The sequence below is a fragment of the Nostoc sp. T09 genome (genome assembly GCF_002154695.1).
In the GTDB taxonomy this organism is placed as follows: domain Bacteria; phylum Cyanobacteriota; class Cyanobacteriia; order Cyanobacteriales; family Nostocaceae; genus Aulosira.
In genome coordinates this window covers 25,714-51,528 of sequence record NZ_MTAV01000153.1, presented here as the reverse complement: position 1 = coordinate 51,528, position 25,815 = coordinate 25,714, and the positions used below count along the sequence as shown (strand labels likewise).

The window sequence follows — 25,815 nt, the reverse complement described above, 5'->3', positions numbered from 1 at the left end:
TTTACAGTACTTTGTTCAGTTCCACAGTTAGCGATGGGGTTGAGGCTTGGTTAATCCCCACTAACTTGGTGGCGGCTAGCGATTATCAAATTCGTGCCAGTAGCACTACCAACACGAATGTTTATGATTTTGGCAATAGCTATTTCAGCGTCACTCCCGCACCATATCGTGCAGTCACCAATCCCAATGGGGGTGAAAGTTTACAAGCGGGTTCAACCTACAACATCACTTGGAGTGACAATATTGGGGAGAATGTCAAAATTGACCTGTACAAAGCAGGTAGTCTCTACAGTACTTTGTTCAGTTCCACAATCAGCGATGGGGTTGAGGCTTGGTTCGTTCCCAGCAACCTCATTGCAGGTAGCGATTATCAAATTCGTGTCAGTAGCACCACCAACGCGAATATTTATGATTTTGGCAATAGCTATTTCAGCGTCACGCCTGCACCATATCTCACAGTTACCAGTCCCAATGGGGGTGAAAGTTTCCAAGTGGGTTCGACCTATAACATCACTTGGAATGACAACATTAGCGAGAATGTCAAAATTGACCTGTACAAAGCAGGTAGTCTCTACAGTACTTTGTTCAGTTCCACAATCAGCGATGGCATTGAGTCTTGGTACGTCCCCACTAACTTAGTGGCTGGTAGCGATTACCAAATCCGTGTCAGTAGCACCACCAACGCGAATGTTTGGGGTTTTGGCAATAGCTATTTCAGCATCACACCATTTGTCACAGTTACCAGTCCCAATGGGGGTGAAAGTTTTCAAGCGGGTTCAACCTACAACATCGCTTGGAATGACAACATTGCCGAGAATGTCAAAATCGACCTGTACAAAGCAGGTAATCTCTACAGTACTTTGTTCAGTTCCACACTCAGTGATGGAATTGAGTCTTGGTACGTCCCCACTAACTTCTTGGCGGCTAGCGATTATCAAATTCGCGTCAGCAGCACCAGCAACACCAATGTTGGGGATTTTGGTAATAACTATTTCAACGTCACCACACCATTTGTCACCGTTACCAGTCCCAATGGTGGTGAAAGTTTCCAAGCAGGTTCGACCTACAACATCACTTGGAATGACAACATTGCAGAGAATGTCAAAATCGACCTGTACAAAGCAGGTAGTCTCTACAGTACTTTGTTCAGTTCCACACTCAGTGATGGGGTTGAGTCTTGGTACGTCCCCACTAACCTAATTGCAAGTAACGATTACCAAATCCGCATTACTAGCACCAGCAACACCAATGTTGGGGATTTTGGTAATAGCTATTTCAGCGTTGCCCCATTTGTCACTGTTCCATCTACCTATCAGCCCTTTAACGCAAGTCAAGTCTTTTCACTCAATAGCAACGCTGGGGCAAACCATACTATCTATCTAGATTTCAATGGTCACACTACTACAGGCACTTATTGGAATGATAACTATGCTAATAGCATTACAACATCTGCATATGATACAGATGGCAATACATCCAGCTTTTCAACTACTGAGCTAGAGAATATCTGGAATATTTGGCGACGAGTAGCAGAAGATTTCATTCCTTTCAATGTGAATGTAACCACAGCTAGTCCTTCTACCTCTGATTTAATTAACAGTGGTAGTGGAGATATACGATGGGGCGTTCGTGTTGTCATTGGCGGAAATAATTCCTGGTATGGTGCTGGTGCTAGTGGTGGTGTAGCTTATGTTGGTTCATTCAACTGGGATAGTGATACTCCTGCCTTCGTCTTTTCAGATAACTTGTCTAACGGAAACGTAAAATATGTTGCTGAAGCAATATCCCACGAAGTGGGGCATACTTTGGGTCTTGCTCACGATGGTAAGACTGATGGTACAGAATATTATCAAGGTCATCAAGGCTGGGCTTCTATCATGGGGGTTGGCTACTCTCAAGAGCTAACGCAGTGGAGTAAAGGTCAATACTCTGGTGCTAATAACACAGAAGACGATCTAGCTATCATTACTGAAAAAAATGGTTTTGGATATTGCACAGACGACTATGGTAGCTCCTTAAGTAGTGCCTCGAATCTATCCTTTAGTGGTTCTACTGTGAAAACTTACGGAATTATTGAGAGAAATACAGACTCTGACTGGTTTACGTTTAACTCAAACGGAGGTAATCTAGCATTAAATATTAATGCTTTTGAACTAGGAGCAAACCTAGATATTCTTGTCCAGCTGTATGACAGTTTCGGACAATTGATTGCAACTTACGATCCTACAGATTCCCTATCGGTTAGTATTAACAAGTATCTCAGCGCGGGCAAATACTACCTGAGTCTTAAAGGAACAGGGAAAGGAGATTTGATTACAGGATACAGCAATTACGGTAGTTTAGGGCAATACTCTATCACTGGTACAGTTGCATGATATGGCATGATTCAAATAAAAATGCTTGAAATTCTGGTGGTGATTTTGATGAAAAGTGATGAGAATTGTCATCATTTCACTTAAACATAGGGCAGGTTGCTGAAGAAAGATGTTATTTTCAGATTAATACCTGCCCTTATTACTTATCCTGAACTCAGGTTATACTAGTTTCTCTTCCTGTGAGTGTTAATTAAAATACAACTTTGATCTCATAATCTACCTCACAGAAAATGCCTCGCTAAACCGTCGTGTCACCGGCTCCATAATGAATGTCAAAACTGATTTTTTGCGAGTGACAATTTCACCATTAGCCGCCATCCCTGGAGTTAAAGCTACTTCTTGACCCCGCACATTAATTGAGTGTTTGTGCAGCTTAATTCTGGTGGGGAAGACTAAGCCCAAGTCTTTATCGGTAGTTGCATTAGGGCTGACTTGTACGACATCGCCATCTACGACACCAAATTCTTGAAAGGGGAAAGTTGCCAATTTTACCTTAGCTTTCATCCCTTGACGAATAAATCCAATATCGCGGTTGAGGACTTTAACTTCTAGTAGCATTTCTTCCCCTTCCGGCAAAATAGACAGTAACTCTTCACCCGATTGTACTGGACCTTTGGTGGCTTTGATTTTGTAAATTGTACCTGCAAAGGGAGCTTTGATAGTTTCTTCGTCTTCTTGCTTTTGCGCTTGCTCTAACTGACCAGCAACATTGGTCAGTTCTTCTTTGCGCTTGTTGATTTGCGTGAGAATTTCACTTTGGCGTTCTGATGCTAAACGCTGTGCTTGATTGCGCGCAGCTTGATAGGCTTGTTCAGCTTGGCGAATTTCTTGGGCTTGGGCAGCAATATCTTTTTCTAAAGATGTGACTCTATCTTGAGCCTCTATAATCTTATTCTGGGCGTTAGTTACCTCATCTTTGGCTCTGGTGATGTCTGTAGTAGCACGATTTAATCTTTCTTGAGCCTCCAGGTAATCGACTCTAGGTACAGCGCCAGGAGAAACTAGAGTACGTAGGCTTTCTTCTCTTTTTTGGGCGATCGCCAGGTTAACTTCCGTTTTAGAACTGATGCTTTCTGCGTTCACTAGGTTAGTTTTGGCGTTGGCGAAACTGCTTTTAGCGCTGACTAAGTTTTCTTGCAACCGAGTTAGTCGCACTTTCGCCTGATCCATGATTGCGTGCTGGCGATTTGCTTCAGCTTCAGCCGCAGCTTGACGCGCTTGATAATCGGAAAGCCGGGAGTTCAAAAGTTCATCTTGTAGTTTAGTACCAGTAGTTTTAACTCCAGTGCGTTCAGCATCTAAACGTTGCAAGTCTTCTTGAATCAACTTGTTAGCTTTAGCAAGACGATTCACATCAGTTTGCTTCAAGTTGGGATCGCGTTGAATTAAGACTTGATTTCTGGTGACGCGATCGCCTTCTTTGACTTTGATTTTGATAATTGTGCCACCACCTAGGGATGTGACAGGCCTCACTTGTGTAGATGCAATTAATTCCCCTGATGCGATCGCTACTTCATCGATTTGGGAGAAATGTGCCCAGGCGATCGCGCCAAATACTATGAGGCTGATCGTTCCTGCTAACAATCTGGTGTATAGCGGTGGTAACTCCTGTACTGCTTTACCCAATTCGTAAGATAGTTGTTCGTCTGGTTTAGCAAATCGCTGTTTTGTCTGACGCGCTTGAGTAGCATTCGCAACTAGGGAATATTTCATAGAATTTTTGTTATTTGTCCTTTATCATTTGTCCTTGGTCATTAGTCATTTGTTTGGGTGCTAATGACAAATGACCAATGACTTATGACTTATGACTTCTATCTACTTCACACTGCTAAATAACGCCGCACAAAATTTTCTAATGTCTCCAATTTAAAGTCGAAAGTTCTCTCTAATTTGGCGATTTCTTCTTTTGTGCAGAAAAATTCACTGGCGAGCAAAGTACGATAGGTTCCCAAAGCTTTTTGTGTTTGGGCATTAAATAAACCTAAAGCACTTCGTAATCCATCAAGGGCAAATAATGGCGGGTTAATTACTATTGGTTCTTTGTTGAAGATGCGACCAAAGATTTGGGGAATATCCCCACGCAGTAAAATCTCTGGTCCTCCTACTGCTAAAGTCTGGTTGCGAGCGCCTTCAACTGTCAAAGAATCCACCACCATCTTGGCCAAATCATCTGTACTTACAATCGAAGTACGATTTTTGGGATCGCCAATGAGTAGATACAACCCTGTTTCGCGAAACCGTTCTGCTAATGTTAGCAAGTTCGATGCTAATCCAGCCGGACGTAAAATAGTGTAATTCACGCCACTAGCTTCCAGATATTTCTCTACTGCGCGTTTGGCTTTGAATACAGGAGCATCTTCATACCCCCGATCGGCACCTAGTACAGAAATGAAAACGAAATGTTTAACTCCATTTGCTTTTGCTTGGTCAATGAGTTCAATATTGGCGCGATAATCTAGGGATAAAGCATCGCTATCAGAACCGTGGGCGCTAATAATATATTCGACACCACGACAAGCTTGCTGAATATCCTTTTCCCGCCGTAAATCACCGATAAAGATTTCAGATCCTCGGTGTTCTAATTCGCTGTAATGAGAAGTCAGGCGAACAAATGCCCGTACTGGCTTCTCCTGTTGGCGTAACAGTCGCACGACTTTGCGACCAATTCCTCCCGTTGCTCCAGTGACTAGAATCATAGAACAAGGATTTTAGATTTAGGTTTTGAGATTATAAATTCCATCTACACCCTAATCTAAAAAAGGGAATTGGGCATGGGGCAATTGTCAAGAGTCAATGGTCATTTGTCATTTATTATTTCTCCGCGTCTCCGTTTGCTGCCAGCACCCTGTTCAAAATTCCACAATTACTGGTGTATGGTCGCTAGGTTGGGGTAATTTTCTCGGTGCAACATCGATAATGCAGCTTTTAGCGCTCTCATACAGCACTGGTGTTAGATAATGGTGGTCAATCCGCCAACCTAAATTACGCTGGAAGGAAGCGGCGCGATAGTCCCACCAACTGTAGTTTCCACCTTCTTGAGTAAATTTGCGAAAAGCATCGGCAAATCCCAGTGTCAGTATATCCCGTAGGGCTTGGCGTTCTGGTTCTGATGCCATGATGTGATTGTCGGCTTTAACTTTATCGTGAATATCTTTTGCTTCTAAAGCAATATTAAAGTCACCGCATACACAGATGGCAGATTGTGATTTTAGTAGCAACTGTAAATACTCACGCAATACTGTTAACCAACGCAATTTATATTCGTATTTTTCGCTACCTACTGCTGCACCGTTGGGAACATAAAGATTCACAATCCGAACATTATCAATAATTCCCGTAATTACCCGTTTTTGTTCGTCCCATTCTGGTTGTAAATTGGGCACAATTGATGTGAAGCCAGTACTGACATCTAAAAGCGATTTACGGCTGATGAAAGCTACACCGTTGTATGCTTTTTGTCCTGAAAAATCAAGTTTATAACCTAATTTTTCAAAGGGCGATCGCGGAAAATCTGCATCTACAACTTTCGTTTCTTGCAAGCAGAGTACATCAACCGGATTTTGGCTTAACCAATCAATAACTTGTTCTAGGCGAGTGCGAATTGAATTAACGTTCCAAGTAGCAATTTTCATTGAGGATTTATTTACATAAATTAATTATTTAATCAATAATTAGGTGGTTTTTAGATTTATTTAATATTCATAGTTTCTCTAGGATTGAAGCACTTTTCCTGAAATCAGCCTTGGAAATAATTGATCCCAAAAGAAAATTTAGTATTCTCAGCTACAAAATTTGATATTCAGTAGGTTAAGTTACAAAATAGGCAATTGTCTAATGATCCCCAAGACAGATGAAAGGAGTTAACAGTCTATTGTATCTTTGTATTGTAGTCGCTAGGCGGCAATTACTGAATAACTGAAATTTATGGGTGCTGTTTCGGCGGTACGGTTAACCGATATTGCATTTGCGAGCATAGTTTTGGTTAATTTAAATTTCAGAAGATTAAGTATAAATTCTTTGCCCTCAAACATTGACGTAAGTTCTCACATTGAGAGCTATTTAATCGGCTGAACCAAAACATATGAAGATCGCTCAAGTCGCCCCCTTATGGGAACGAGTTCCACCTCCAACATACGGAGGAATTGAACTGGTAGTGAGTCACTTGACCGATGAACTAGTTCTTCGCGGTCATGAAGTCACTTTATTCGCCTCTAGTGATTCCCAAACTCTGGCTAATTTAGAAGCAGTTTATCCGCAAGCATTGCGCTTAGACCCGAATGTCAAAGAGTATGCAGTGTACGAAATGCTTGAACTGAGCCAAGTTTATCAGCGATCGCAAGAATTCGATATTATTCACTCCCATGTAGGGATTTCAGCACTATCGTTAGCGAGTTTAGTACCAACTCCCACAGTGCATACTCTGCACGGCAGCTTTACAAAGGAGAACCGGAAAGCATTTAGCCACCATAAGAAGCAACCATACGTCAGTATTAGTGACGCACAGCGGCAGATAGATTTAAACTATTTTGGCACTGTTTACAACGGAATTAAGCCGGAAGATTATCCGTTTAAGCAACAACCTCAAGAACCAGAATATTTGGCATTCTTAGGGCGCTTTTCCCCTGAAAAGGGTCCGCAACATGCGATCGCCATAGCTAAGCAGAGTGGTTGGCGCTTGAAGATGGCAGGAAAGATTGATGTAGTAGACTCAAAGTTTTTTGAACAAGAGATTGCCCCCCATATAGATGGTCAGCAAATTGAATATTTAGGTGAAGTTAACCATGCAGAAAAAGCTGAACTCTTGGGCAATGCTGCAATCACTCTTTTTCCCATTACCTGGCAAGAACCTTTTGGTTTGGTAATGATTGAATCAATGGCAACTGGTACACCTGTAATTGCCATGAATCTAGGTTCTGTACCAGAGGTTATTGCTCATGGTGAAACAGGTTTTGTCTGTCAAACCTATAAGCAAATGGCAGATCTGATTCCTAAAGCTTTAAAACTCAATCGCTACGCCTGTAGAAAACACGTAGAAAAGAATTTTAGCGTTGCCCAAATGGTTAATGGTTATGAAGCAGTCTATGAACAAATTATTAAAGATCGCATAGACTTGAATGGGCACATTCATGCTGCCAAAATTCAGTTTTAATCAACAAAATTTTTTTTGCATCTTACAACAACATTTCTTTTAAGGAGGACATCGTTATGAGTATGAGAACCAACACTTGTCCATGTTGTGGTGGTTCCCTCCTGCGCCATATTCGGCATAGCGAAGTTTATTGGTTTTGTCTATCTTGCCGACAAGAAGTACCACTATTAACTCTGAGTCGTCTGTCTAATGCGGAAACTCGGAACACAGGAGTACTACCCCAACCGACAGTAAATACATAGCGATCCTTTTAATTAATTTGGTTGTAAGATTCCCGATTTAATTCAAGGAAGTCAGGAATCTGAATCAGCCGTTTTTTAATAAAAATCATGATGACTTCACCTGGTAAAATCAGGTGAAGTCATTAATTTAGGTCAAAAGCTGTGTTGGCAGCCTTGCTTTATGGTCAAGAAGATTTACGCCTAGAGGCAGTCCCCGATCCAACTCCTGCTGCTGGTGAGGTGGTAATTCAGGTTGGTGCTGCTACAACTTGTGGTACAGATTTAAAAGTATGGCGGCGTGGTGGTCATGCCAGAATGCTGACACCACCGACTTTGTTTGGTCATGAAGCAGCTGGGCGAATTGTTGCATTAGGTGAAGGCGTTAGAGATTGGCAAATAGGCGATCGCGTTGTAGCAAATAACTCTGCACCCTGCATGAATTGCTTTTTTTGTCAACGGCGAGAATATTCCCTATGCCCAAATTTGACCTGGAATAATGGTACTTTTGCTGAATACCTGAAAATTCCCGCGCCAATAGTACAGCATAATTTATTGCGAATTCCTGATGAGTTGCCCTTTGAATTGGCAGCGATGACTGAACCCTTAGCTTGTGTATTGCATGGGGTAGGACGTACCCGAATCAAAGCGGAAGATCGGGTAGTTGTGTTGGGAGATGGGGCGATAGGGCTAATGTTTGTCGCAGCTTTAGCTGATGATGCAAAAGCCGAGGTTTGGCTGTGGGGAGGTAATGACCAAAGGCTAGAAATTGGCAAAAAATTAGGTGCAGCTAAGACTTTTAACTATCACCAAATTCAAGATATTCCAGGTGTCGTGAAAGAACTCACCCAAGGCTGGGGTGCAGATGTGGTGATTGAAGCAACTGGAGTACCAAACGTTTGGGAAACTGCGATCGCAACTGCCCGTCCTGGTGCAACAGTTAACTTATTTGGTGGTTGTCCGCGAGATACGACTATTACCATCAATACAGAACAGCTACACTACAGCGAACTTACTCTCAAGGGTGTGTTTCATAATACTCCAGAGTATGTCCGGGCTGCTCTATCGATGATAACTAGTCGTAAACATCCTTTAGAACTACTGATCAGCGAACATCGCCCGTTAAAGGATTTAGCACAGGTGTTTAGTGATATGAAAGCGCGTAAGGTAATTAAGGTAGCACTGACACCTGAATGATGACCCAAACAAGCAGGGACGTAAAGATTAGATGAAATAATTCTGCTGAAAAACGGGAAAACTATGGTTACATCCCTGTTACTACTAACGGGGGTATTTCCATGTAAATCCTGAAGAGAAAATGCTAAAAAAACCTCTGCTTACTTTTTTGATTTTGCCTGTTTCTTTAGTGTCCTGGCTATCTGTGGGAATGCTTGCTGATTTCAAAGCCAATGCTTTACCAGGGCAAAAAACAGAAGAAGTAGAAACCTGGATTAAAGCACATCCCACTCTACGTCCCAATAGTGGAGAGCGATTATTTGTACAAAAGAGTGACACAGCCGCCCAGCGATTCACCTTTTTAGCATCGGTGTTACCTCCTGGTAAAGTAGCATTTGCTAAAGACCGCAGCATGATTCGCAACGAGCGCATTACTATGTATGATGCTGTTAACGGTATGACATTTGAGCGCTTCCAAGAGGCCTTACGGGTAATTTATGGGCTGGATATTTATCAAGATTTTAGTCGTGCTCAACTACTTTATAAATATCCCAATCAAAGTGCGGTTAACTCAGCCCGATTTGCCAAAACTCCAATTAGGGAAGCTTTGCAAGGAGAATTGCGCGTAGGCGATCGCTACGCCTATTGGATAGAAGTTGCACAGCCTAAGACTGGCAAAGCTTTCACTGGTCAAATGACGGTTTTGCTCAAAAGCGATTTAGACAAGTTAGAAGCAGAACTGCGAAATCGTTAAATAGATAAAGGCTGAAGCAGGATAAACGATAAAACTCTTCACTATAGAGTTAGCTGAAGAGTTGGGTATTTTATACTTTATTATTTAGACTTCAGCCTTTTTATAACCCGCCAAGTCCTCCAGAAGGCGGGGCTTGCCATGTACCAGAAAAAATACTTTCAGCTGCTAGAGAAATTCGTAGCAAATCTTCCTTAAGTAATGGCGGCCAATCAACTCCAGCCTTGCGTCCTGCGGCGAATAGCTGTTGAGTCTTAATGCTTAACTCAAAAAGTGCAAAAGCTAAGTCTCTGTCGAGAGTAGAGGCTTCTTTGAGGGATTCAAACACCACTTTTAAGGCCAACAACATCGAGGTGATTTGACCAGGAACTGGCGGTTTTCCCTGCTTCATACGCATTAACAAGGAATCTGGGTTGTCCTCGGTTGGTAATACTTGGTCTATAAGAATTTTGCGAGCTGTTTCGTAGTTCATTTATTCAGCTTATAGCAGATTATGTCTCAGTAGTAATACTTAGTTAGAAATTATCACCATTAATAGGGATTGTGATGAATTTTAACTCAAATACTTTGAAATCCATATTAGTAATTTAAATGAATTTCAACTTGAATTTGCTCTATAAGCTGAACATCATTCACGTTCCCATTCCTGATAGAGATGTTAATTAATCAGAAACTCAACAAAAATTTTATTAGTCTACAAACTTCGTAGGGTGGGCATTGCCCACCTTACACAATTATTATTTTTTCACGAATAATTCAGTATTGCTCTAGGTGCTAATCTAGTGGCTTACAGCTCAATGACAAGTTTCAATCCCTAATAGGATTTTAGATAATTAAAACTTTTTGATGCAAAAAATATCTAACCAAATTTAAATTTCAATCCCTATTAGGGATTTTAGTTAATTGGAACGCAATTAGAGCAAGAAAAAAATTTACTTTATGTAGCCTTGTTTCAATCCCTGATAGGGATTATTGTTAATTGGAACTTAGTATTCGCAGAGTAGATCAATCAAATACACAGGTGTTTCAATCCCTGATAGGGATTATTGTTAATTGGAACTGGCGCTACAGATTAAAGAGTGCTTAGAGTTTCGTGTTTCAATCCCTGATAGGGATTATTGTTAATTGGAACTCAAGGAGACACCTTCATGGAATGCCAGTATTGTGTTTCAATCCCTGATAGGGATTATTGTTAATTGGAACAGTAGAGATTGCGCTGATTGGATATCTGTAAGTAGAGTTTCAATCCCTGATAGGGATTATTGTTAATTGGAACTCCGAGTAATGGAGCTTCCACCATCAGCCAATCCCAGTTTCAATCCCTGATAGGGATTATTGTTAATTGGAACCATACTCAGCTTTTGAAGAAAGCTCCTTCACAGGGTTTCAATCCCTGATAGGGATTATTGTTAATTGGAACAATATTCGGTTATTCCTCAACCATTACCTAGCAGTTTCAATCCCTGATAGGGATTATTGTTAATTGGAACATTGGATAATCTCAGGAAGGTTATCAGCAACTCTGTTTCAATCCCTGATAGGGATTATTGTTAATTGGAACGCAATCAATGGAAAGTTGGTAAAGAAAAATTTGGTTTCAATCCCTGATAGGGATTATTGTTAATTGGAACACCTACAAGAGCTATCGAGAAAGAAGTAGAACTACTAGTTTCAATCCCTGATAGGGATTATTGTTAATTGGAACCTTATAATCAAAATTTCATAATCACAGAAAAATCAAGTTTCAATCCCTGATAGGGATTATTGTTAATTGGAACCTTAGTCACATTTATTACAACTCGCACTGAATTATGTTTCAATCCCTGATAGGGATTATTGTTAATTGGAACATTATGGAGTTTTTAGAACGACGCTCTAATTTAGAAGTTTCAATCCCTGATAGGGATTATTGTTAATTGGAACAATAGCATTCTCAATCGTGCTGCCAATAACCGAAGAGTTTCAATCCCTGATAGGGATTATTGTTAATTGGAACTTTAGCCAGCCGTTTAGCCACCGGGAGGATTCCTTGTTTCAATCCCTGATAGGGATTATTGTTAATTGGAACCTTGATTTGTCCTGTGGGTTGGACTTGATAAGCGTTCATCATGTTTCAATCCCTGATAGGGATTATTGTTAATTGGAACTTTAGATATTGCGCCACATCTTGATGAGTTAGCTTTGTTTCAATCCCTGATAGGGATTATTGTTAATTGGAACTTTCGAGTATTGCGCGATCGCACTTCCGATTTAATGTTTCAATCCCTGATAGGGATTATTGTTAATTGGAACCGCCCACAGTTGAAAGTATTGATATATTTGGTTTTCAAGGTACAGTTGCGTCAACCTCAACTTAAAGTAGCTTTTGGGGCATTGGGTTGTCAAGGGTGACATTGGGGCGAAAGGCTGAAAAGTTTGTGTAGAAAGGATTTGGGAGTTTGCGTCAACCTCAAAATAGGTGTAAAAGGGTTCAAAGCTAGAGGGGATAAGCTTTCGAGGCGTAAAATTTGGCTCTATTTTTCAAACACCTACAGGTTGACGCAAGACTCAAGCAAAAAATACCGTGGTATCGATTGGCATTTCGCCGCCGATGCGCTCAATTTTTCCTTGACAGCAAGCACAGAGGAAATAAAACCGGATGCTGTCTTGGTCTGGCTTGATTAATTTAGACAGACGCGATCGCAGTTTAGCATACTGAGTTTGTGTCAAGTCGCATTCAAAAACCGAATACTGCATCCACTGTCCATAAGATTTGAGAACCTTGTGAATTTTTGTGCGGCGTTTGTCTTCTGGTACGTCGTAAGAAACTACTACAAACATCAGGATTAATTACTTCATTACTAAAGGTGGATATTTATCAATTTCTCCTAGCAGATATTTGGCAAGGAAACGTGCCTGTATTTCAAAAGTTTCTTGATAAGTATGTTGCTTCTGCAAAACGGGATGCTTAAATTTATCTTGCTTTTTTTCTTGATATAGCCGCAGAAAAGTATGCAAACCTTCTTTAGTAAGCGAAACTGCATTACTTACAGGTTCGGTAATAAAATCTTTTGGTGTCTGCATCCGGCGATTAATCGCTGTGAGAACAACAGCATCTACTATTAAAGGTCGAAATTCCTCCATTAAATCTAATGCTAAAGAAGGTCTACCATATCGCTCTGTATGCAAGTATCCTAAATAAGGGTCAAAACCCACAATATTTAAAGCTCCTTGTATATCATGACGCAGCAAGGAATAACCTAAACTCAAGAGGGAATTTACTGGATCTATTGGCGGGCGGCGATTACGGGTGGTAAAACTAAAATCATCAACACGAATTAGTTGATTAAAACAGCCAAAATATGCTGCACTGCCAGCACCTTCTAAGCCTCTGATAGAATTAATAGAATCGGCTTTTTCCAAGGATGCGATCGCATTAGTTAATTGAGTGATACCAGCATTCAAATCTAGTTCAGCATAGCGGCGTTGAGATTGTAGTAATGTCTGGCGATAATTCTTTAATTTACCTCTGACAAAACCTTGCGTAACATGAACAGCTTGGGCTGATTCACCTGCGGCTTTCCATTGGGCATTACGAACAAAAATGTTTTTACTCATTTCCGGCTCCAATCGAGCAATATATTTACCGTTATTTGTGAGAAAAGTTAAGGGAATCTTTTTATCAATCAGTTCAGCAATAGCCGCAGGAGAAATACTAGATCGTCCCATGACTACTAAACCATCAACTTTAATCAGCGGTACGTCTAAAATTATTTTCTTATCAAATTTAACGTTTAGACGTTCATCAAGTTTGCTGATAAAAGAATCATCTTGTGTGACGTAAATTGTTCCCATGATTTTATTCCAACGTTAACAATAATCCCTCAGACTAGAAGTCTGGGGCTATACAAACAAAGTCCGCCTGCGCGGACTAATGCGGCAGGATCAGGTATATATTTGCAATAGTGGAAATCTCAAAAATTACTAGTGCAGCTTAGCAACAATACCTTTCTTCCCTTCTGCCATCTGCCTTCACACCCCAGCTTCTTGATAGCTTTTGAGCTTATCTATTGCTTTAGGTAAACATTGCGAATAAAGACTGCATCCTTTGCAGCGTTTGCTGTAAACTGCTGGTGGCATAATTCCAGTTTGCAGTAGATTTGTGACAGCATTAATTGTTGCGATCGCACTTTGCCGCAACTCAGAATTAATCTCTACTAATTGGCGTTGATGGGAGTGGGAATAATAAATATATCCAGTGTTGATAGTTCGCCCTGTCATTTCTTCTAAACATAAAGCTTGGGCGCAAACTTGCAACTCATCGTTATCCCATTCACCCTTACGTCCCCGCTTATATTCTACTGGGTAAAACTCACCAGATTCGACTTCAACTAAATCCGATTTCCCGATCAATTGATACTTTTCTGACTTCAGCCAAATCGCCCGAATTTGCCAAGTTTCTTCACGCTGTCCATCGCCTGTAGTGTGGACGCGATCGTGTAAACTTGTCCCCTCAATTGTATATTGATTATCGGTAAATTCTCCCGCACAAAACATCCGCCAACAGCGATGCGAACAGTAGGCATATTGATTTAATGCCGCAATCGGAATGTATTCGGTGTTCATTGTTAATTGTTATTTGTCACTTGTCATTGGTCATTTGTTATTTGTCATGGCTTAATTCTCCCTTGTCCTCCTTGTCCCACTTCCTTTATCTCCCTCATCATGTTTCAAGAAGCATACAACCGCCGCATCATCCCCATACCCATTGTTGTTTTTCGCCCTACACCTGCATATAAAGCATAGTCAGCTAAAGCGTTAATTTGCTTAATTTGTATTGGTTCAACTTCTCCTAAAATCCGATAGCCAACTTCGCCAACAATGCCGATAAATTTGCTGCGGGAGTCGGCTAATATTTCGGTATGAATGTTGACGAAAGAGGGAAATATTGACTCGATAGCAATTTCCGAAAATTCTATGCCACTATATTTATTCCACCGTGAAAGCAGAGATTTAAAAACACATTCTCTAGTAGGGAGAGTAGTATCAAACTGTCCTTGGCGGAAGGCGGTAGGTGTGGCGAAGGTGAAGTTAAGAGAGCGTTCGCGATCGCTTGCTTGTTCGTACAATTGAGCGTAGGTGCTGGCGTTTGCCCAAGGTTGAATTGATTGGGGTGTACCTTGAATGCTGGTAATGTACAAGTCAGCTGGGCCAAGATGCCAAGGGTGTTGGGGGTTGAGATTTAGCCATAGTTGGGTAAGTCTGCCAAAAAGAGTGTCATCTAATAAAGAGATGCGCCACCAACAAGGCGTTCCGGCAGGAATTGGTTGTTGATGTTGCCATTGCAATTTAGATCCCCCCTTACCTCCCTTTTGAAGGGGGGAATTAATTTGTAGAGGTGAGAGGGTAAAAGCTTTATCTGCGTTAGCATCGTGCAAGCGATCGCCCAATGTGCTATCAACAGAACTAACAAGCGTTAAAAATAGCGCGTGCAGATGTCTGCCAGTGAGATACTTGGGTGGAATCGGTGATTGGGGAAGTAAGTTAAGAACAAGGCTATGAGGCATATTTTTTTTGCTTTTTGCTAGACTGAGTAACTCTTGACTCCACAGTAAAGGATGGTATGTCCCGGAGTTCAGTCTCACTCAAGCTATATTGTTCGCAAACCAGACTCAGGCGATTTCCGGGGGTTTGCACAGCTTTGACAGAATGGGTTAAATCACCTTGAAAGTAGAGTAAAGTGTTCATTTGCGGCTTAATTTGCCCAAGCTGGCGTTTGTGCGACTTGAGTATCAGTTCTCCCCCCTGCATATCAGGCGGTACGCGCACATAAAGAACGCTGACAACTAAAGGCGGTTCAATGTTTTTGCAGTAAGAACGCAAAGAGCGATCAATGTGCGGATCGACACGCGAACCTTCTTTGAGCGATAAAGGATTGAGGTAAAAAGCGTTACAACTCGGCTGGAGAGCCAAATCCAGATAAGGCTTGAAGTAGGGAAACTTTTGTTCTACCTGCGCTATATGTGATTTTTGAAACACCACAGAAAATCCCTTTGTTCCGACAAAATCGCGGTTGAGGTTGTTGACAGCAAAGTAAGAACAAGCATGGATTTCTCCCCATAAGTTATTGAGGTAATCGCTGGGGAAGGCGTTTTGTTGTAGTTGATAGTGTTTCACTGTGGTTGTGAGGGATGAGCGATCGCTTAACTATGATATCTAAGTAATGATTAACAATTGTGGGGAAGGTTCTAACTGCTGAAATGATTAAGTTCTGTAGAACATACATAGTAAAGTGAGAACAGACTGCATAGAGAGCAAAAGCCATGAGAATTGATGATTATAGTGCAGCAAAAGCACTAACTGAAAAATTAAAAGAAAGCTTACCAATTAAAGCACGCGCTGGGAAAGAGTTTCTCAAGACATTAAAACAAAAAGGAGAAGATGCTGATCCAGATAGAGAATTTGAAATTGATTTCGTGGGTTATTCAGGAGATGAAGGCGGGATTATGTGCGGGCTAAAAGAGCCAAATAATCCCGAAAGTAAAGAAAGATATGTTTCTTCTATTACTCACCTAAAAATTGACCCCAATCATCCCTTAGCTTCTGAAGTGCAGGCTTACCAACGCCAGAGAATTCGTAAATTAATGTTGCAAAATGAAGCAGGTTTTGCAGCAGAGTTAATGATGATAGAACCAGCGAAAAAGAAAAAGCGTGGTAAAGGTTTTGGGAACTAATCAACCTTTAAAACGGTATTCCATCCGCACTGGAATTTTTATCTCTTGCAACCCATTAAATTGGTAGTATTGCCCGCAAATTTGTACATTTTGAATTAAGCTTACTGGTGGCATATTTACCACGTCATAGCTAATCACTTGATTAGTGAACATGACATCTAAAGGATTTAAGGGATATTTGCAGGTGAATATACCTTCAGCCGTTTTAGGTTTAGGTAGTTGTTCAACTGTCAACTCAGCTTTACTCATCCATTTACCTAAGCGAATCCACTTTGGTAATTTAAGTTCTCTTTGAGTTATTACAAAAAACTCAAACAAACTTTCTGGCGCAATTTCTTTGGCTCTGCCAAAACTGGGAATATTTTTTTGGGTTTTCTCCATTTCAACGTGGTAGTTGTTGTTAGCATATTTCCAAGTGTTGAGAATGGCAGAATGGCTAATTGCACGTGCAGGGGTCACATAAATTTCCTGTTGATTGAGTGGCGTTAAATGCTCCTCATATTTTGGCACTTGCTCAGGGCAAAAGTAGCGATAGGAATGTTCTTCAGCAACGGTAGTAGAGTAGATTTGGCTATCAACTAAACCCAGTGCATAACAAAGAGCGTAATTGTGAATTATTGGCTCTGTTTCATACAATCGCCCGATTTCACGAGTTGCGTAATAGAGACTGTCGTGTAGTTCTAATTGACAACGGTAAATAAATACCATTATTCTTTCCCCGCTTTAGCAGCCGTTTTCTTTTTACTGATATGCTTACTGGCATAAGCTTTAGCTTCTGCATCAGCTTTTTGCAAAATCGCCTGAATTCCTTTCTCGCTTCCGGTGAGAGCCTTAACTTCATTAAGCAGAGGTGTAAAAGCATCACCAATGAAATCAGTATGAACGATAAATTCATCAGTCATTATCGCCTCAATTGCACTTTTCGCAGCAATCATTACATCATCTTCATCCAGGGGTTCAGGTGGATTTAAACTATTGTTAGCCTTCATCTGGTCGTATATTGCTTGAGTCCAACGCAGATTACTAGTAATTTCTCCATCTGCAAATACAACACCAATTAACTCATTTCTCACCCTACCTGTACGGGTTGTTTGCGCTCCATAGTGGCGAGTCCGTAAGATATTATTTAAAACGTAAAGAAAACTAGCTTCAGTTGGGTCTTTAAGGGTAACGATACTAGGGAAGAAAACTTGTGGTCTGATGTGGTCTTGTTGATTAATTCGACTAGTAACTTCACCAGGTTTAGAACCATTTTCACCTTTAGAAGCCATTGTCCCATTTTCATAAGGTGCGTTGAGGGTGAATGTTTCGTGTGATTCATCAAAAGCTGTAATTGAAAATGCCGTGTCTACCACAACTTTTGATTTTTCAGAGCCAGAGTCACCAATAGCAAAACCGTAAATGATGCAATCAGGATTATCCATTGCGAAATTTACGTTGTATTCGCATTCTTCAGCCGTCATTAATCCATAGTTACGCAGTAATTCCCGACCAACTAAACGCTCTGGAGTAGACTGTTTGCGCTTGAACATTGACAAACGGCTAATTGTAGTTTTATCTTTCACTCCTGCTCTTACCCGTGCTTTATTCAGTTCTGCATCTGTCTGGAATAGTGGATAAGATTCCGTAATGCGAATAGTCAAGAAATGAACATATTTACCCATTGGTTTGTAAGGAATCTCAGTTTGAAAGAATTTGGATTCAACAGTTTTTAAAATTGCCATGATTTTCTCCAAAAAATTGTTTACTACTTGTTTACTTATAGAGGAAGAATTTATTCCGGTTCATTAACATCATCTATTACAGAAATATTTTCATTTCTTCCTGCATTTTCTTTGTCATCTTCTAGACGATAGAGAAATTCACAAGTATCTCGAATTAAGTTGAGTTGACGACCAGCTAAACGAGCGCGATCGCCTGCAAATGAGTTATCAAATACCTCCACCACAAAATACTTTGCAAAATCTAGAACAGCTTGTCGTTCTTCTTCTCGTTTGCTCATAATCCAACGCCCCTCAGCAGTAGACGAATGAACGCGATCCATGAGTTTAAAAACTTCTGCTGCAACAGCCGCAACTAATGTTTCTCCCTGAAATACACTTGACTCAGCTTTGAGTATAGTTTCAGCCGCAATATCAACTGGTTTTAACACAGCATTAGACTTAGGATTATAACGCTTATTAGCTCGATAAAATCTGCGGTATAAATCTGTTAATTTCTTAGGATGATTCAGACTTGATGCTTCTCCCACAATTAATTGCTCCATATTTGTGTCATATTTCACATAAGGGTCAAAACAAGGATAAAAATGATAGGCATAAAGCCGGATTTTTTCAATTCGCGCTGTTTCCGAACCCTGGTTACGCACCCAGCGATTAAGGTAAGAAAAAACGTACAGGGGACTGGTTTCAAAATCTTTAGCCAGTTCTGTAAATCTCCCCCAATTGGCATCGTAACCAGTCTTACTTTGTCTAGCATTCACATCTAAATGAATGGCATAAGCGGCGGTAAGCACATTTAAAGGCGCTGGGTATTGGATGCCGTTTTCATTCCAACCTTCGAGGATGTAGTCAAGACGGAAGCGATCGCGCTTTACTAAAGCACGGAAAGCATGAGGCGCACTATCAAGGAAAACGCTTTCCTCAAACTCAGCACCATCATTAAAAGGTGGAATTGGTGACTCTGAAACCACAGTTTTAACATCTAAAATCATCGGGAAAGCAAACGCTAACCAAGTTGGCATTACCCAAGATTCTGTATCGGTGCTGTCTCTTCCTGGCGGGAGTGCCATGAAGTAAAATGTTAAAGGCTGGTCTTCAGGATAGGAAAGCTTAAAAGTGCGATCTTTGTCACGCTGGAGGTTTTCATCGATTAAGAAACTATCTACACTTTGGTAGCGATCGCGCCCTAAGTCTGCCTGTAAATCCTTACTGATAAAATGATTGCGAACGCTGGTATCAAAGCGAGTTTGAGCAATACCATTGTAGGCTTTCTGCAAAAACTTATTAGTCTCTGGTGTAAAGTAATAAGTAGGATAAAAGTAGAGATAGCGATATTTTCCATCTTCAAATCGCTTACCTACAGCTTGAGTTTGATTCATCAAGATTTGCCTGAGCATCATCTCCATACCTGCAATACTGGAAATATTGCGTTTAGCATTAGCACCTCTTAACATTTGCTTATTGGTATAAACTTGTGGCGTAAATAAAACTGCTGATTCCATTTGCTCAGTAACCGTGTAAGCAGAATGAGAAATTGAGCAGATTAATTGTTTCCCTCGCCCTAGTTTTTTCGCAGCATTGTAGTTTGCCAACTCTTTAAAAAAGATTTCGGCTTGGTCGGTAGCTGATTTTTGTCGCGTTTCGGTCGGAAGCATAATCACGCGATCGCACCAATCCCTTAAATCTTTCCATTCATCAGGTAGTTTGTACTGATTAATGATCGGTTCAATAACTTTTATCCATTGATTAACCAGACTTTGACAAATCTCACGAACGTCTTCTTGTCCTGGATTATGTTTAAGGTATTGCGTTGCAATATAATACCAATCATACGCGATGCCTCCAGTATCTTTAAGTTGCTGAAGTGCAGTAATTTCAGATTTATACTCAGATAAATCAAGAAAATCAACAGCTATCTCTGTAAGATTAATAGTTGGAATTGGAGGGAGTTCTTTGTTATTTTTAATTAGGGCTTTAACTCTGTCCAGATACTCTTTCCAAAACTTTCCAGTTATTAAAGCTCCTAGTTCTGCCAAATGATCAATACGAATATCTTCTGCAAAATCGATTTCGATATTCTTCGCTAAAACACCTTTACGCTGGAATTGAGCCAAATTAGTAGCTTTATCTGCTGCCTTGCTGGTTTTTACTTTACTCGGTATTGCATCAACAGTAAACTGCATTAAGCCTCTGATGTCCAGGAAAAGATTGTAGTAATCAGCATATTTCATCCCAATATTTCCCCGACTGAATCCAACTTTTCGGAGTTGAAGTTGATTAGCGCAGAGTTGTTTTATGGTGTCAATAACGCGATCACCCAATCCTTCTCTACTAATTTTTGGAGCATCTTTTCTGGCTAAATAAATTACTCCTGTGGGTAAATAAAGTAGTATTTCATAGTAGGTTTTATCCTCAGTGTTGAGGCTAGTGTGTGCTTCCATCAAGGCATTATTAACTACATTAGTTAATACACCCCGGTTTTCAGCAATGCTGTGATAAGTAAATTTCAGTTGTCCATCACTCAAATTATGTATAATTTCTTGGAGCCTGGAGTTCTCTGCGTCCTGGGGATGTTTAACAATTGAGGCAAGAGAATCAGCCAAACAAGTTAAATCAGATAAACTGCGAAGGGTACGGTCTTTGAGAACAGGATTCAACCCAAATTCAGAAAAATTCCAGTTAGTATCCCAGCGACGTTGAGCATTATAAGCCATACACAACAAATCATCTAGATACTCTCGATAAGCTTCAGGATTTTCTGGATTTATAAAGTTATTCAACCCTAACTGGTGAACTTTTTTATCAATAATTTCACGATGTTCTGCTAGCGGTAGTTTGCGGCAGTTTTCAGGGACATCAGGAAACTTTTCAAAATCATGTAAAATAAATCCAGCAATTACCAAACGCCGTTCTCGCTCTTTCACCACTCGCTGCACTGTGGTATTGAGTTTTTCTAAACGTTTCTCAATTAAATTTGCTGGGAATAATCCATTGAGTAAGTGTGTATTCAGTGATTGGTCAGCAGCGTTATCTCGTCTGACTTTAGTTTTCCCTTCTGCTTCTCGCTGCTGGTCAATTTCATCAAAAAACTTACCGCCTTTCGCCGTTACACCAATTGCTATCCGCAATAGATTTGGTAAAACATACTCGGCAAAGTCTGCCATTACCTTATCATCTGGATTTTGAGCCTGAATTGCTTCTCGTAATAGCTTGAGTGTTAGTAACTCACCTTCGGTTTCAATAGTACGGTCTGAAGAATCGCCATCCAAACCAAAATCACCTGATAACCAATCATCATTAGACATTTTTAACCTCCATTTTTTTACTCCACGCCTTCAAGCAACTTGGCAACTTGCTCTGGAGCCGGAAGCTGATTTTTTAATTCTTGAGGCAACGTAGAAAACAGTTTATAAGTTGCTATACCAATTGGTTTATTCGATTCTCTCAGTGCATACTCAACAATAGTTTTATCTTTGGATTTGCAAAGAATAATTCCGATTGAGAGATTTTCGTCTGGGAATCGAGATAAATCATCTAAAGCCGCCAGATAAAATTGCATTTTTCCCACATACTCAGGTAGAAACTCTCCAGTTTTTAACTCAATCGCAACTAGACATTTTAATTGGCGGTGATACAGCAACAGGTCGATAAAAAATTCTTTATCGCCAACTTCTAAGCGATACTGACTGCCAACAAAAGTAAACCGCCCACCCATTTCTTGCAAGAATGGTTCAACTCTTGTCAAAATCGCCTGTTCTAGCTGTCGTTCACTGTGTTCATCTGCTAGTTCCAAGAAATCAAAAGTATATTCATCTTTGACAGCTAGTTTTAATTGATTACGGATCTCTGCTGGAACAGTTTTATCAAAGTTAGTCTGATTCAACAGAGTCTTTTCATACGTTTGATTTTCAATTTGGTGAATCAAAACATTCTTTGTCCAGCCAAATTTACGAGTCATTCTGATATAGAATTCCCGTTCTAGGTCATCTTTGCACTTCTCTAAAATGACTATATTGTGAGTCCATCCAATTTCTGCCACCATTGGTGGCAGAATTTCTTTAGAGTGGTAAGTCAGATAAAAATCTCGCATTCTCCAAATGTTACGGGCAGAAAATCCGCTAATTCCTCGAAACTCTGCTTGTAAGTCTTTTGCTAACTGTTCTACTACGGATTTTCCCCAGCTAGCGCCCTGCTGTTGAGTAACAATTATCTGTCCAATATCCCAGTAGACGTTAATCATTTCTCGATTAACTGCTTTTAGTGCTTCGTACTGGGCTGAACGAATACGCTGTTTTATTTCCATCAGCAAATGTCTGTAATTTTCTGAAATAGGGTTACTCATAGCGGAAAAAGTTCAACTTATTCATCACCGACTAGCCGACGCGCATAGTAAAGCAAACAGGCTTGTACATCTTCCCGTTCTAACCAGGGATAACTTTCTAGCAAGGTTTCGATAGTATCTCCTGCCGCCAACATCCCAAAAATATGTTCAACCGCAAGGCGATGACCTCGAATAATTGGTTTACCGTCAAAGATTTTGGGGTTGACTGTGATTCTTTCTAAAAGTTGTTGTTCGTTCATTGTTTACCTTCAAAATGTTTAAGTTTATTGACTATTTCCTGTGATTGGTAGGAAAGAGGGAAGCTTTACTAAAACTCATTGCTTTAAGATTTGGTGTTACCAGTGACTCGCTCAACCATCAGCTTTAAATCTGTTGGGGATAGAGACTACCTACGCCTGACCTTAATACCGCAAGCTGCTAATGAGCTTCCCTCTGAGATGGGGATTCTCTAATTTAGCTAGAGAAATCCCCAGATAAGCTATCGCATCAGTTATGCTGCCAATAACCGATATTGAAATTGGTTATGAGCAACTTTTCGCTTTTCAATTAAGTAGCCTTTCTTGCGAGCTTCAAACACCGTGTGTCCAAATCGCCAACTAACTTTTATGGCTAGTTCGTCGCTTGAATGCCACTTACCATCTTTGAGAAGTGAAATTAGTCGGTCAAGGTTTGTCAATTTAACAAGTATGATTATCACCTCCTTTAAAAACTTTGTCATACGAATACTTCAGCCCAAATGCTTGTTTTGCATGGACTTCAGTAATTTGTATAATCTGACGCTACATAATGCGATAGCTGTTGTCAAGCATTTTTTTGACTTTATGATTAAGCTTAGACCTATTCAACAAGTTGTAAGCTTTGACGTATTCAACCACCTATTAAATTCCCTATTAGGGATTGAAACGGATAGATGTCTACTTCAATGTACTTAAAACTAAAAGCCTTGATTTATTTGACTATTCATGAAATCCTTAATGTATGAGGAGCTTTACGCGCACAAAAAACAATCCTTTAAAATCCCTATTAGGGATTGAAACGAATAAGTCTGTGCTTAAAACCGTAAGCTCTTGTCATACATTAACCAAAATCCCTATCAGGGATTGAAACCTCAAGCAATCCATATCTCATCTCCTTTGCTTTTAAACGTATAAGCAAGCGTATCCAGCAGTAGTGCAGAGTGACCAAAAGCGATCGCATAGGGTGCAGTAGCATCATGAAAGCTATACTGATCGCTAATGCCATAAATCTGAAAATTCATCGGTAGCCTTAGCCGCATCCGCACTTCAGCAAGAGGACGGCGAATCACGTAACAAACCAAACCTTCCTTTTTGAGGCGTTTGTTAATTTCCCCAACCCAATAGTTGTCAGGTTGCCAAATTTCTACACCAGTCAAAACCTGAACTTTCCAAGCGTCAGCAATTGGCTGCAAGTTTCCAGAATAGGTAAACTTCCAGTTCAGCCGTTCCTCTCGGTAGGAACGCAACCTCATAAATGCTAGACAATGAGCAAATCTACCTTTGGCAATAGGTTGTCCGGTGCGTTCTGCGGTTTCTTTGAGTGTCCGTATAAATGCCGCTTCCGTCCACATTTCAATTTCTAAATTGCCCAAAATACCCGGCAAATCGTAGGTTTTAAATCTATCTGCCTCGTTTTCTTCTGTTAAGTCATATAAACCACATTGCAAAGGACTTGAACCTCGAAAACTAGCAGCATCCTCAGCAATAGGATTTCCTGATTTACTGGAAAGTTCTTGCCAGTCTCTCGCCCATCCTTTAATGCGCCCAGCTTGTGACTTCAAACTCGCGTCAAATACTTGTTCACAGGCTTCTTGAAACTTGTCTCGGCTTTGTGCATACTGTTGTTTAATTGTGCGATCGCTCAGTTGATAACATAACCAAAATGATTGCACAGCCCCCCAACGACGATAATAACCACGAAAATCGTTGATTTGTCGATAATTCTCAGTAATTGTATTGTGAAAAGAGGGGCGATCATAAATATTATTCACTTCTAACGGTGGAGTATCACCCTTAAATAATCGCTCTACCAAAAAGTTAGGAACTAGAGAAAAAGCTGTGAAATTCTCAAACTTAACTATTTGTCCATCTTTTTCATATTCGTCATGCCTTCCTAAGCGTCCTAAACGTTGGATAAAGTTACCTGCATCGGATGATTCAAAAATTAGAAAATTTATTTTAAAATCAACTCCAACATCAATTGTGCTAGTACCAATAACCAAGTCAGCATAAAGACTTCGTTCCTTTTCTCCTTTCCCCGATAGCCCTGTATTCTCTCCAACTTTCAATCCGTAAGGTTGTAATATTCCCCGAAAAAATTGAGTTAGGCGTTTGACTGCTGCGATTGAGTTAAGGATAATTGCGCCTTTACTTCCTGGATACTGCTGAAACTGAGCCAAAATCAAATCAGTATTTTCTTTTAGCCAGGTTTCCGAAGCTTTAAATGATGGTTCTAAAGGAATAAATTTCAAAGAAATTGTCCGTGCTACCTGCCGCCATCCCTGTGTTTGCAGTTGCTTACCTTGCTCTGGTGTGTCGGGAAACTGATATTTATTTTGTTTTAGAGGATCAATTTCTTTACAACGAAATCCTGCTTTTTCTAATCGCCCAATTAAGTTTGTATCTGGTGTGGCTGAGAGAAACAGAAATTTCTTGCGGCGATTAGTACAGCGAATTAACAACATTGTGTTAATAACACTAGCAATTTGGGGAGCAGCAAAAACATGAAATTCATCAAAAATAAACAAGTCAAAATCTTTATCAATTCTGCCCCATAGTTTATCTGGACTATCGCCACGAATTATATAAGCACCTCGATGTAGGTAGTGAAAAATATCAGGGTTGGTTAATAATGCTTCTCTCTGGTTAGTCAGAGTTGCGATCGCAGCTCCTTTTTTCAATCCTTCATTTTCAGCATAAATTTCTAAATCAGCCCCACTCAGTCGCACTACACGCGGCTGATTCTCTGGCTGAAATTTCTCAACATATCCTCTAATCTGCATTTCTTGATCGCGGGCGAGTTCATTGGTTGGGTAAAGTCCGATTGCAGAAAATTCACCCTGAAGAACCTCCAAATAAGCCGCTAGACTTTTACCATCGCCAGTCATCGCAGTGTTGAATACGACATCAATATTTGGATCGCGCAATGCTTCTAAGGTTGCGGTTTGATGCCAAGAAAGTAACCAATCTTTAGGTAATTTAACCCCGTCAGGTGTCGGGACGGTTTGCGAGTAAACAGGCTTGAGAGTAATTCTGTAATTTTCGGACATACACTTAAATAGTGTCCGTAACTGGTTGTTAAAATCCATATTGGCACGCAAAATAGAAGTTAGCAAGAGAAGATATGTACAAAG

Annotated in this window: 22 protein-coding genes and 1 CRISPR repeat array; of the genes, 6 read left to right on the top strand and 16 right to left on the bottom strand. The window is 40.4% G+C overall.

All coding sequences use genetic code 11. The annotated features are described in order from the left end of the window. Nucleotides 1-2,375: Ser-Thr-rich GPI-anchored membrane family protein (locus BV372_RS27155; RefSeq protein WP_306299018.1), on the top strand; the 2,375-nt coding region annotated here is incomplete at its 5' end. Nucleotides 2,376-2,591: 216 nt separating this feature from the next. On the opposite strand, the gene BV372_RS27150 is transcribed toward BV372_RS27155, so the two are convergent. From BV372_RS27150 to xth, 3 genes are all read right to left on the bottom strand, one after another. Continuing rightward, the gene (locus BV372_RS27150; protein WP_086689596.1) at nt 2,592-4,088 is read right to left on the bottom strand and encodes an HlyD family efflux transporter periplasmic adaptor subunit; all 1,497 of its coding nucleotides are present in this window, start codon (nt 4,086-4,088) and stop codon (nt 2,592-2,594) included. 107 nt (nt 4,089-4,195) lie between these two features. Then, nucleotides 4,196-5,071, bottom strand: coding sequence for an SDR family oxidoreductase (locus tag BV372_RS27145; RefSeq protein ID WP_086689595.1), 876 nt, complete (start codon nt 5,069-5,071; stop codon nt 4,196-4,198). Between the two features lie 153 nt (nt 5,072-5,224). Beyond that, a complete protein-coding gene (xth, locus tag BV372_RS27140; protein ID WP_086689594.1) occupies nt 5,225-6,007 on the bottom strand; it encodes an exodeoxyribonuclease III in 783 nt (260 codons plus the stop codon). Nucleotides 6,008-6,456: 449 nt separating this feature from the next. On the opposite strand from xth, the gene BV372_RS27135 reads away from it, so the two are divergent. From BV372_RS27135 to BV372_RS27120, 4 genes are all read left to right on the top strand, one after another. Continuing rightward, nucleotides 6,457-7,524 carry a glycosyltransferase family 4 protein gene (locus BV372_RS27135; protein WP_086689593.1) on the top strand — a complete coding sequence of 356 codons (1,068 nt, stop codon included), beginning with the start codon at nt 6,457-6,459 and terminating at the stop codon, nt 7,522-7,524. Between the two features lie 56 nt (nt 7,525-7,580). Then, nucleotides 7,581-7,766, top strand: a complete 186-nt coding sequence (locus tag BV372_RS27130; RefSeq protein ID WP_086689592.1) for a hypothetical protein — start codon at nt 7,581-7,583, stop codon at nt 7,764-7,766. Between the two features lie 141 nt (nt 7,767-7,907). Continuing rightward, on the top strand, nt 7,908-8,939 hold the full coding sequence (locus tag BV372_RS27125; protein WP_086689591.1) for a zinc-binding dehydrogenase: 1,032 nt from the start codon (nt 7,908-7,910) through the stop codon (nt 8,937-8,939). A 121-nt stretch (nt 8,940-9,060) separates the two neighbouring features. Next, nucleotides 9,061-9,672, top strand: a complete 612-nt coding sequence (locus BV372_RS27120) for a hypothetical protein (protein ID WP_086689590.1) — start codon at nt 9,061-9,063, stop codon at nt 9,670-9,672. Between the two features lie 100 nt (nt 9,673-9,772). Here BV372_RS27120 and BV372_RS27115 read toward each other — a convergent pair whose 3' ends face one another. The 6 genes from BV372_RS27115 to BV372_RS27090 form a co-directional block, all read right to left on the bottom strand. Continuing rightward, nucleotides 9,773-10,141 (bottom strand): Dethiobiotin synthetase, encoded by a 369-nt coding sequence (locus BV372_RS27115; protein WP_086689589.1) that lies wholly within the window; start codon nt 10,139-10,141, stop codon nt 9,773-9,775. 332 nt (nt 10,142-10,473) lie between these two features. Then, a CRISPR array of direct repeats spans nt 10,474-11,961; the repeat unit is 37 nt; unit sequence GTTTCAATCCCTGATAGGGATTATTGTTAATTGGAAC. Nucleotides 11,962-12,216: 255 nt separating this feature from the next. Beyond that, nucleotides 12,217-12,489, bottom strand: coding sequence for a CRISPR-associated endonuclease Cas2 (cas2, locus tag BV372_RS27110; protein ID WP_086689588.1), 273 nt, complete (start codon nt 12,487-12,489; stop codon nt 12,217-12,219). A 9-nt stretch (nt 12,490-12,498) separates the two neighbouring features. Next, nucleotides 12,499-13,503 (bottom strand): type I-D CRISPR-associated endonuclease Cas1d, encoded by a 1,005-nt coding sequence (gene cas1d / locus BV372_RS27105; RefSeq protein WP_086689587.1) that lies wholly within the window; start codon nt 13,501-13,503, stop codon nt 12,499-12,501. 177 nt (nt 13,504-13,680) lie between these two features. Continuing rightward, nucleotides 13,681-14,274 carry a CRISPR-associated protein Cas4 gene (cas4, locus tag BV372_RS27100; RefSeq protein ID WP_086689586.1) on the bottom strand — a complete coding sequence of 198 codons (594 nt, stop codon included), beginning with the start codon at nt 14,272-14,274 and terminating at the stop codon, nt 13,681-13,683. 104 nt (nt 14,275-14,378) lie between these two features. Further along, nucleotides 14,379-15,215, bottom strand: a complete 837-nt coding sequence (cas6, locus tag BV372_RS27095; protein ID WP_086689585.1) for a CRISPR-associated endoribonuclease Cas6 — start codon at nt 15,213-15,215, stop codon at nt 14,379-14,381. Continuing rightward, on the bottom strand, nt 15,205-15,825 hold the full coding sequence (locus BV372_RS27090) for a 2OG-Fe(II) oxygenase (RefSeq protein ID WP_086689584.1): 621 nt from the start codon (nt 15,823-15,825) through the stop codon (nt 15,205-15,207). Before BV372_RS27090 ends, cas6 begins: the two co-directional genes overlap by 11 nt. A gap of 146 nt (nt 15,826-15,971) precedes the next feature. On the opposite strand from BV372_RS27090, the gene BV372_RS27085 reads away from it, so the two are divergent. Next, entirely contained in the window at nt 15,972-16,382 is a 411-nt protein-coding gene (locus BV372_RS27085) for a hypothetical protein (protein WP_086689583.1), read from the top strand. On the opposite strand, the gene cas5d is transcribed toward BV372_RS27085, so the two are convergent. The 7 genes from cas5d to cas3 form a co-directional block, all read right to left on the bottom strand. Beyond that, the gene (cas5d, locus tag BV372_RS27080; RefSeq protein WP_086689582.1) at nt 16,383-17,090 is read right to left on the bottom strand and encodes a type I-D CRISPR-associated protein Cas5/Csc1; all 708 of its coding nucleotides are present in this window, start codon (nt 17,088-17,090) and stop codon (nt 16,383-16,385) included. Beyond that, on the bottom strand, nt 17,090-18,106 hold the full coding sequence (gene cas7d, locus BV372_RS27075; protein WP_086689581.1) for a type I-D CRISPR-associated protein Cas7/Csc2: 1,017 nt from the start codon (nt 18,104-18,106) through the stop codon (nt 17,090-17,092). Before cas7d ends, cas5d begins: the two co-directional genes overlap by 1 nt. 50 nt (nt 18,107-18,156) lie before the next feature. Next, on the bottom strand, nt 18,157-21,408 hold the full coding sequence (gene cas10d / locus BV372_RS27070; protein WP_086689580.1) for a type I-D CRISPR-associated protein Cas10d/Csc3: 3,252 nt from the start codon (nt 21,406-21,408) through the stop codon (nt 18,157-18,159). Nucleotides 21,409-21,425: 17 nt separating this feature from the next. Then, nucleotides 21,426-22,445: a YhcG family protein gene (locus BV372_RS27065; RefSeq protein ID WP_086689579.1), complete on the bottom strand. Its 1,020-nt coding sequence runs from the start codon at nt 22,443-22,445 to the stop codon at nt 21,426-21,428. Between the two features lie 17 nt (nt 22,446-22,462). Beyond that, on the bottom strand, nt 22,463-22,684 hold the full coding sequence (locus BV372_RS27060) for a DUF433 domain-containing protein (protein WP_086689578.1): 222 nt from the start codon (nt 22,682-22,684) through the stop codon (nt 22,463-22,465). 251 nt (nt 22,685-22,935) lie between these two features. Next, on the bottom strand, nt 22,936-23,163 hold the full coding sequence (locus tag BV372_RS27055) for a hypothetical protein (RefSeq protein ID WP_086689577.1): 228 nt from the start codon (nt 23,161-23,163) through the stop codon (nt 22,936-22,938). Nucleotides 23,164-23,553: 390 nt separating this feature from the next. Next, a complete protein-coding gene (gene cas3 / locus BV372_RS27050; protein WP_086689576.1) occupies nt 23,554-25,731 on the bottom strand; it encodes a type I-D CRISPR-associated helicase Cas3' in 2,178 nt (725 codons plus the stop codon). Nucleotides 25,732-25,815 lie beyond the last annotated feature (84 nt).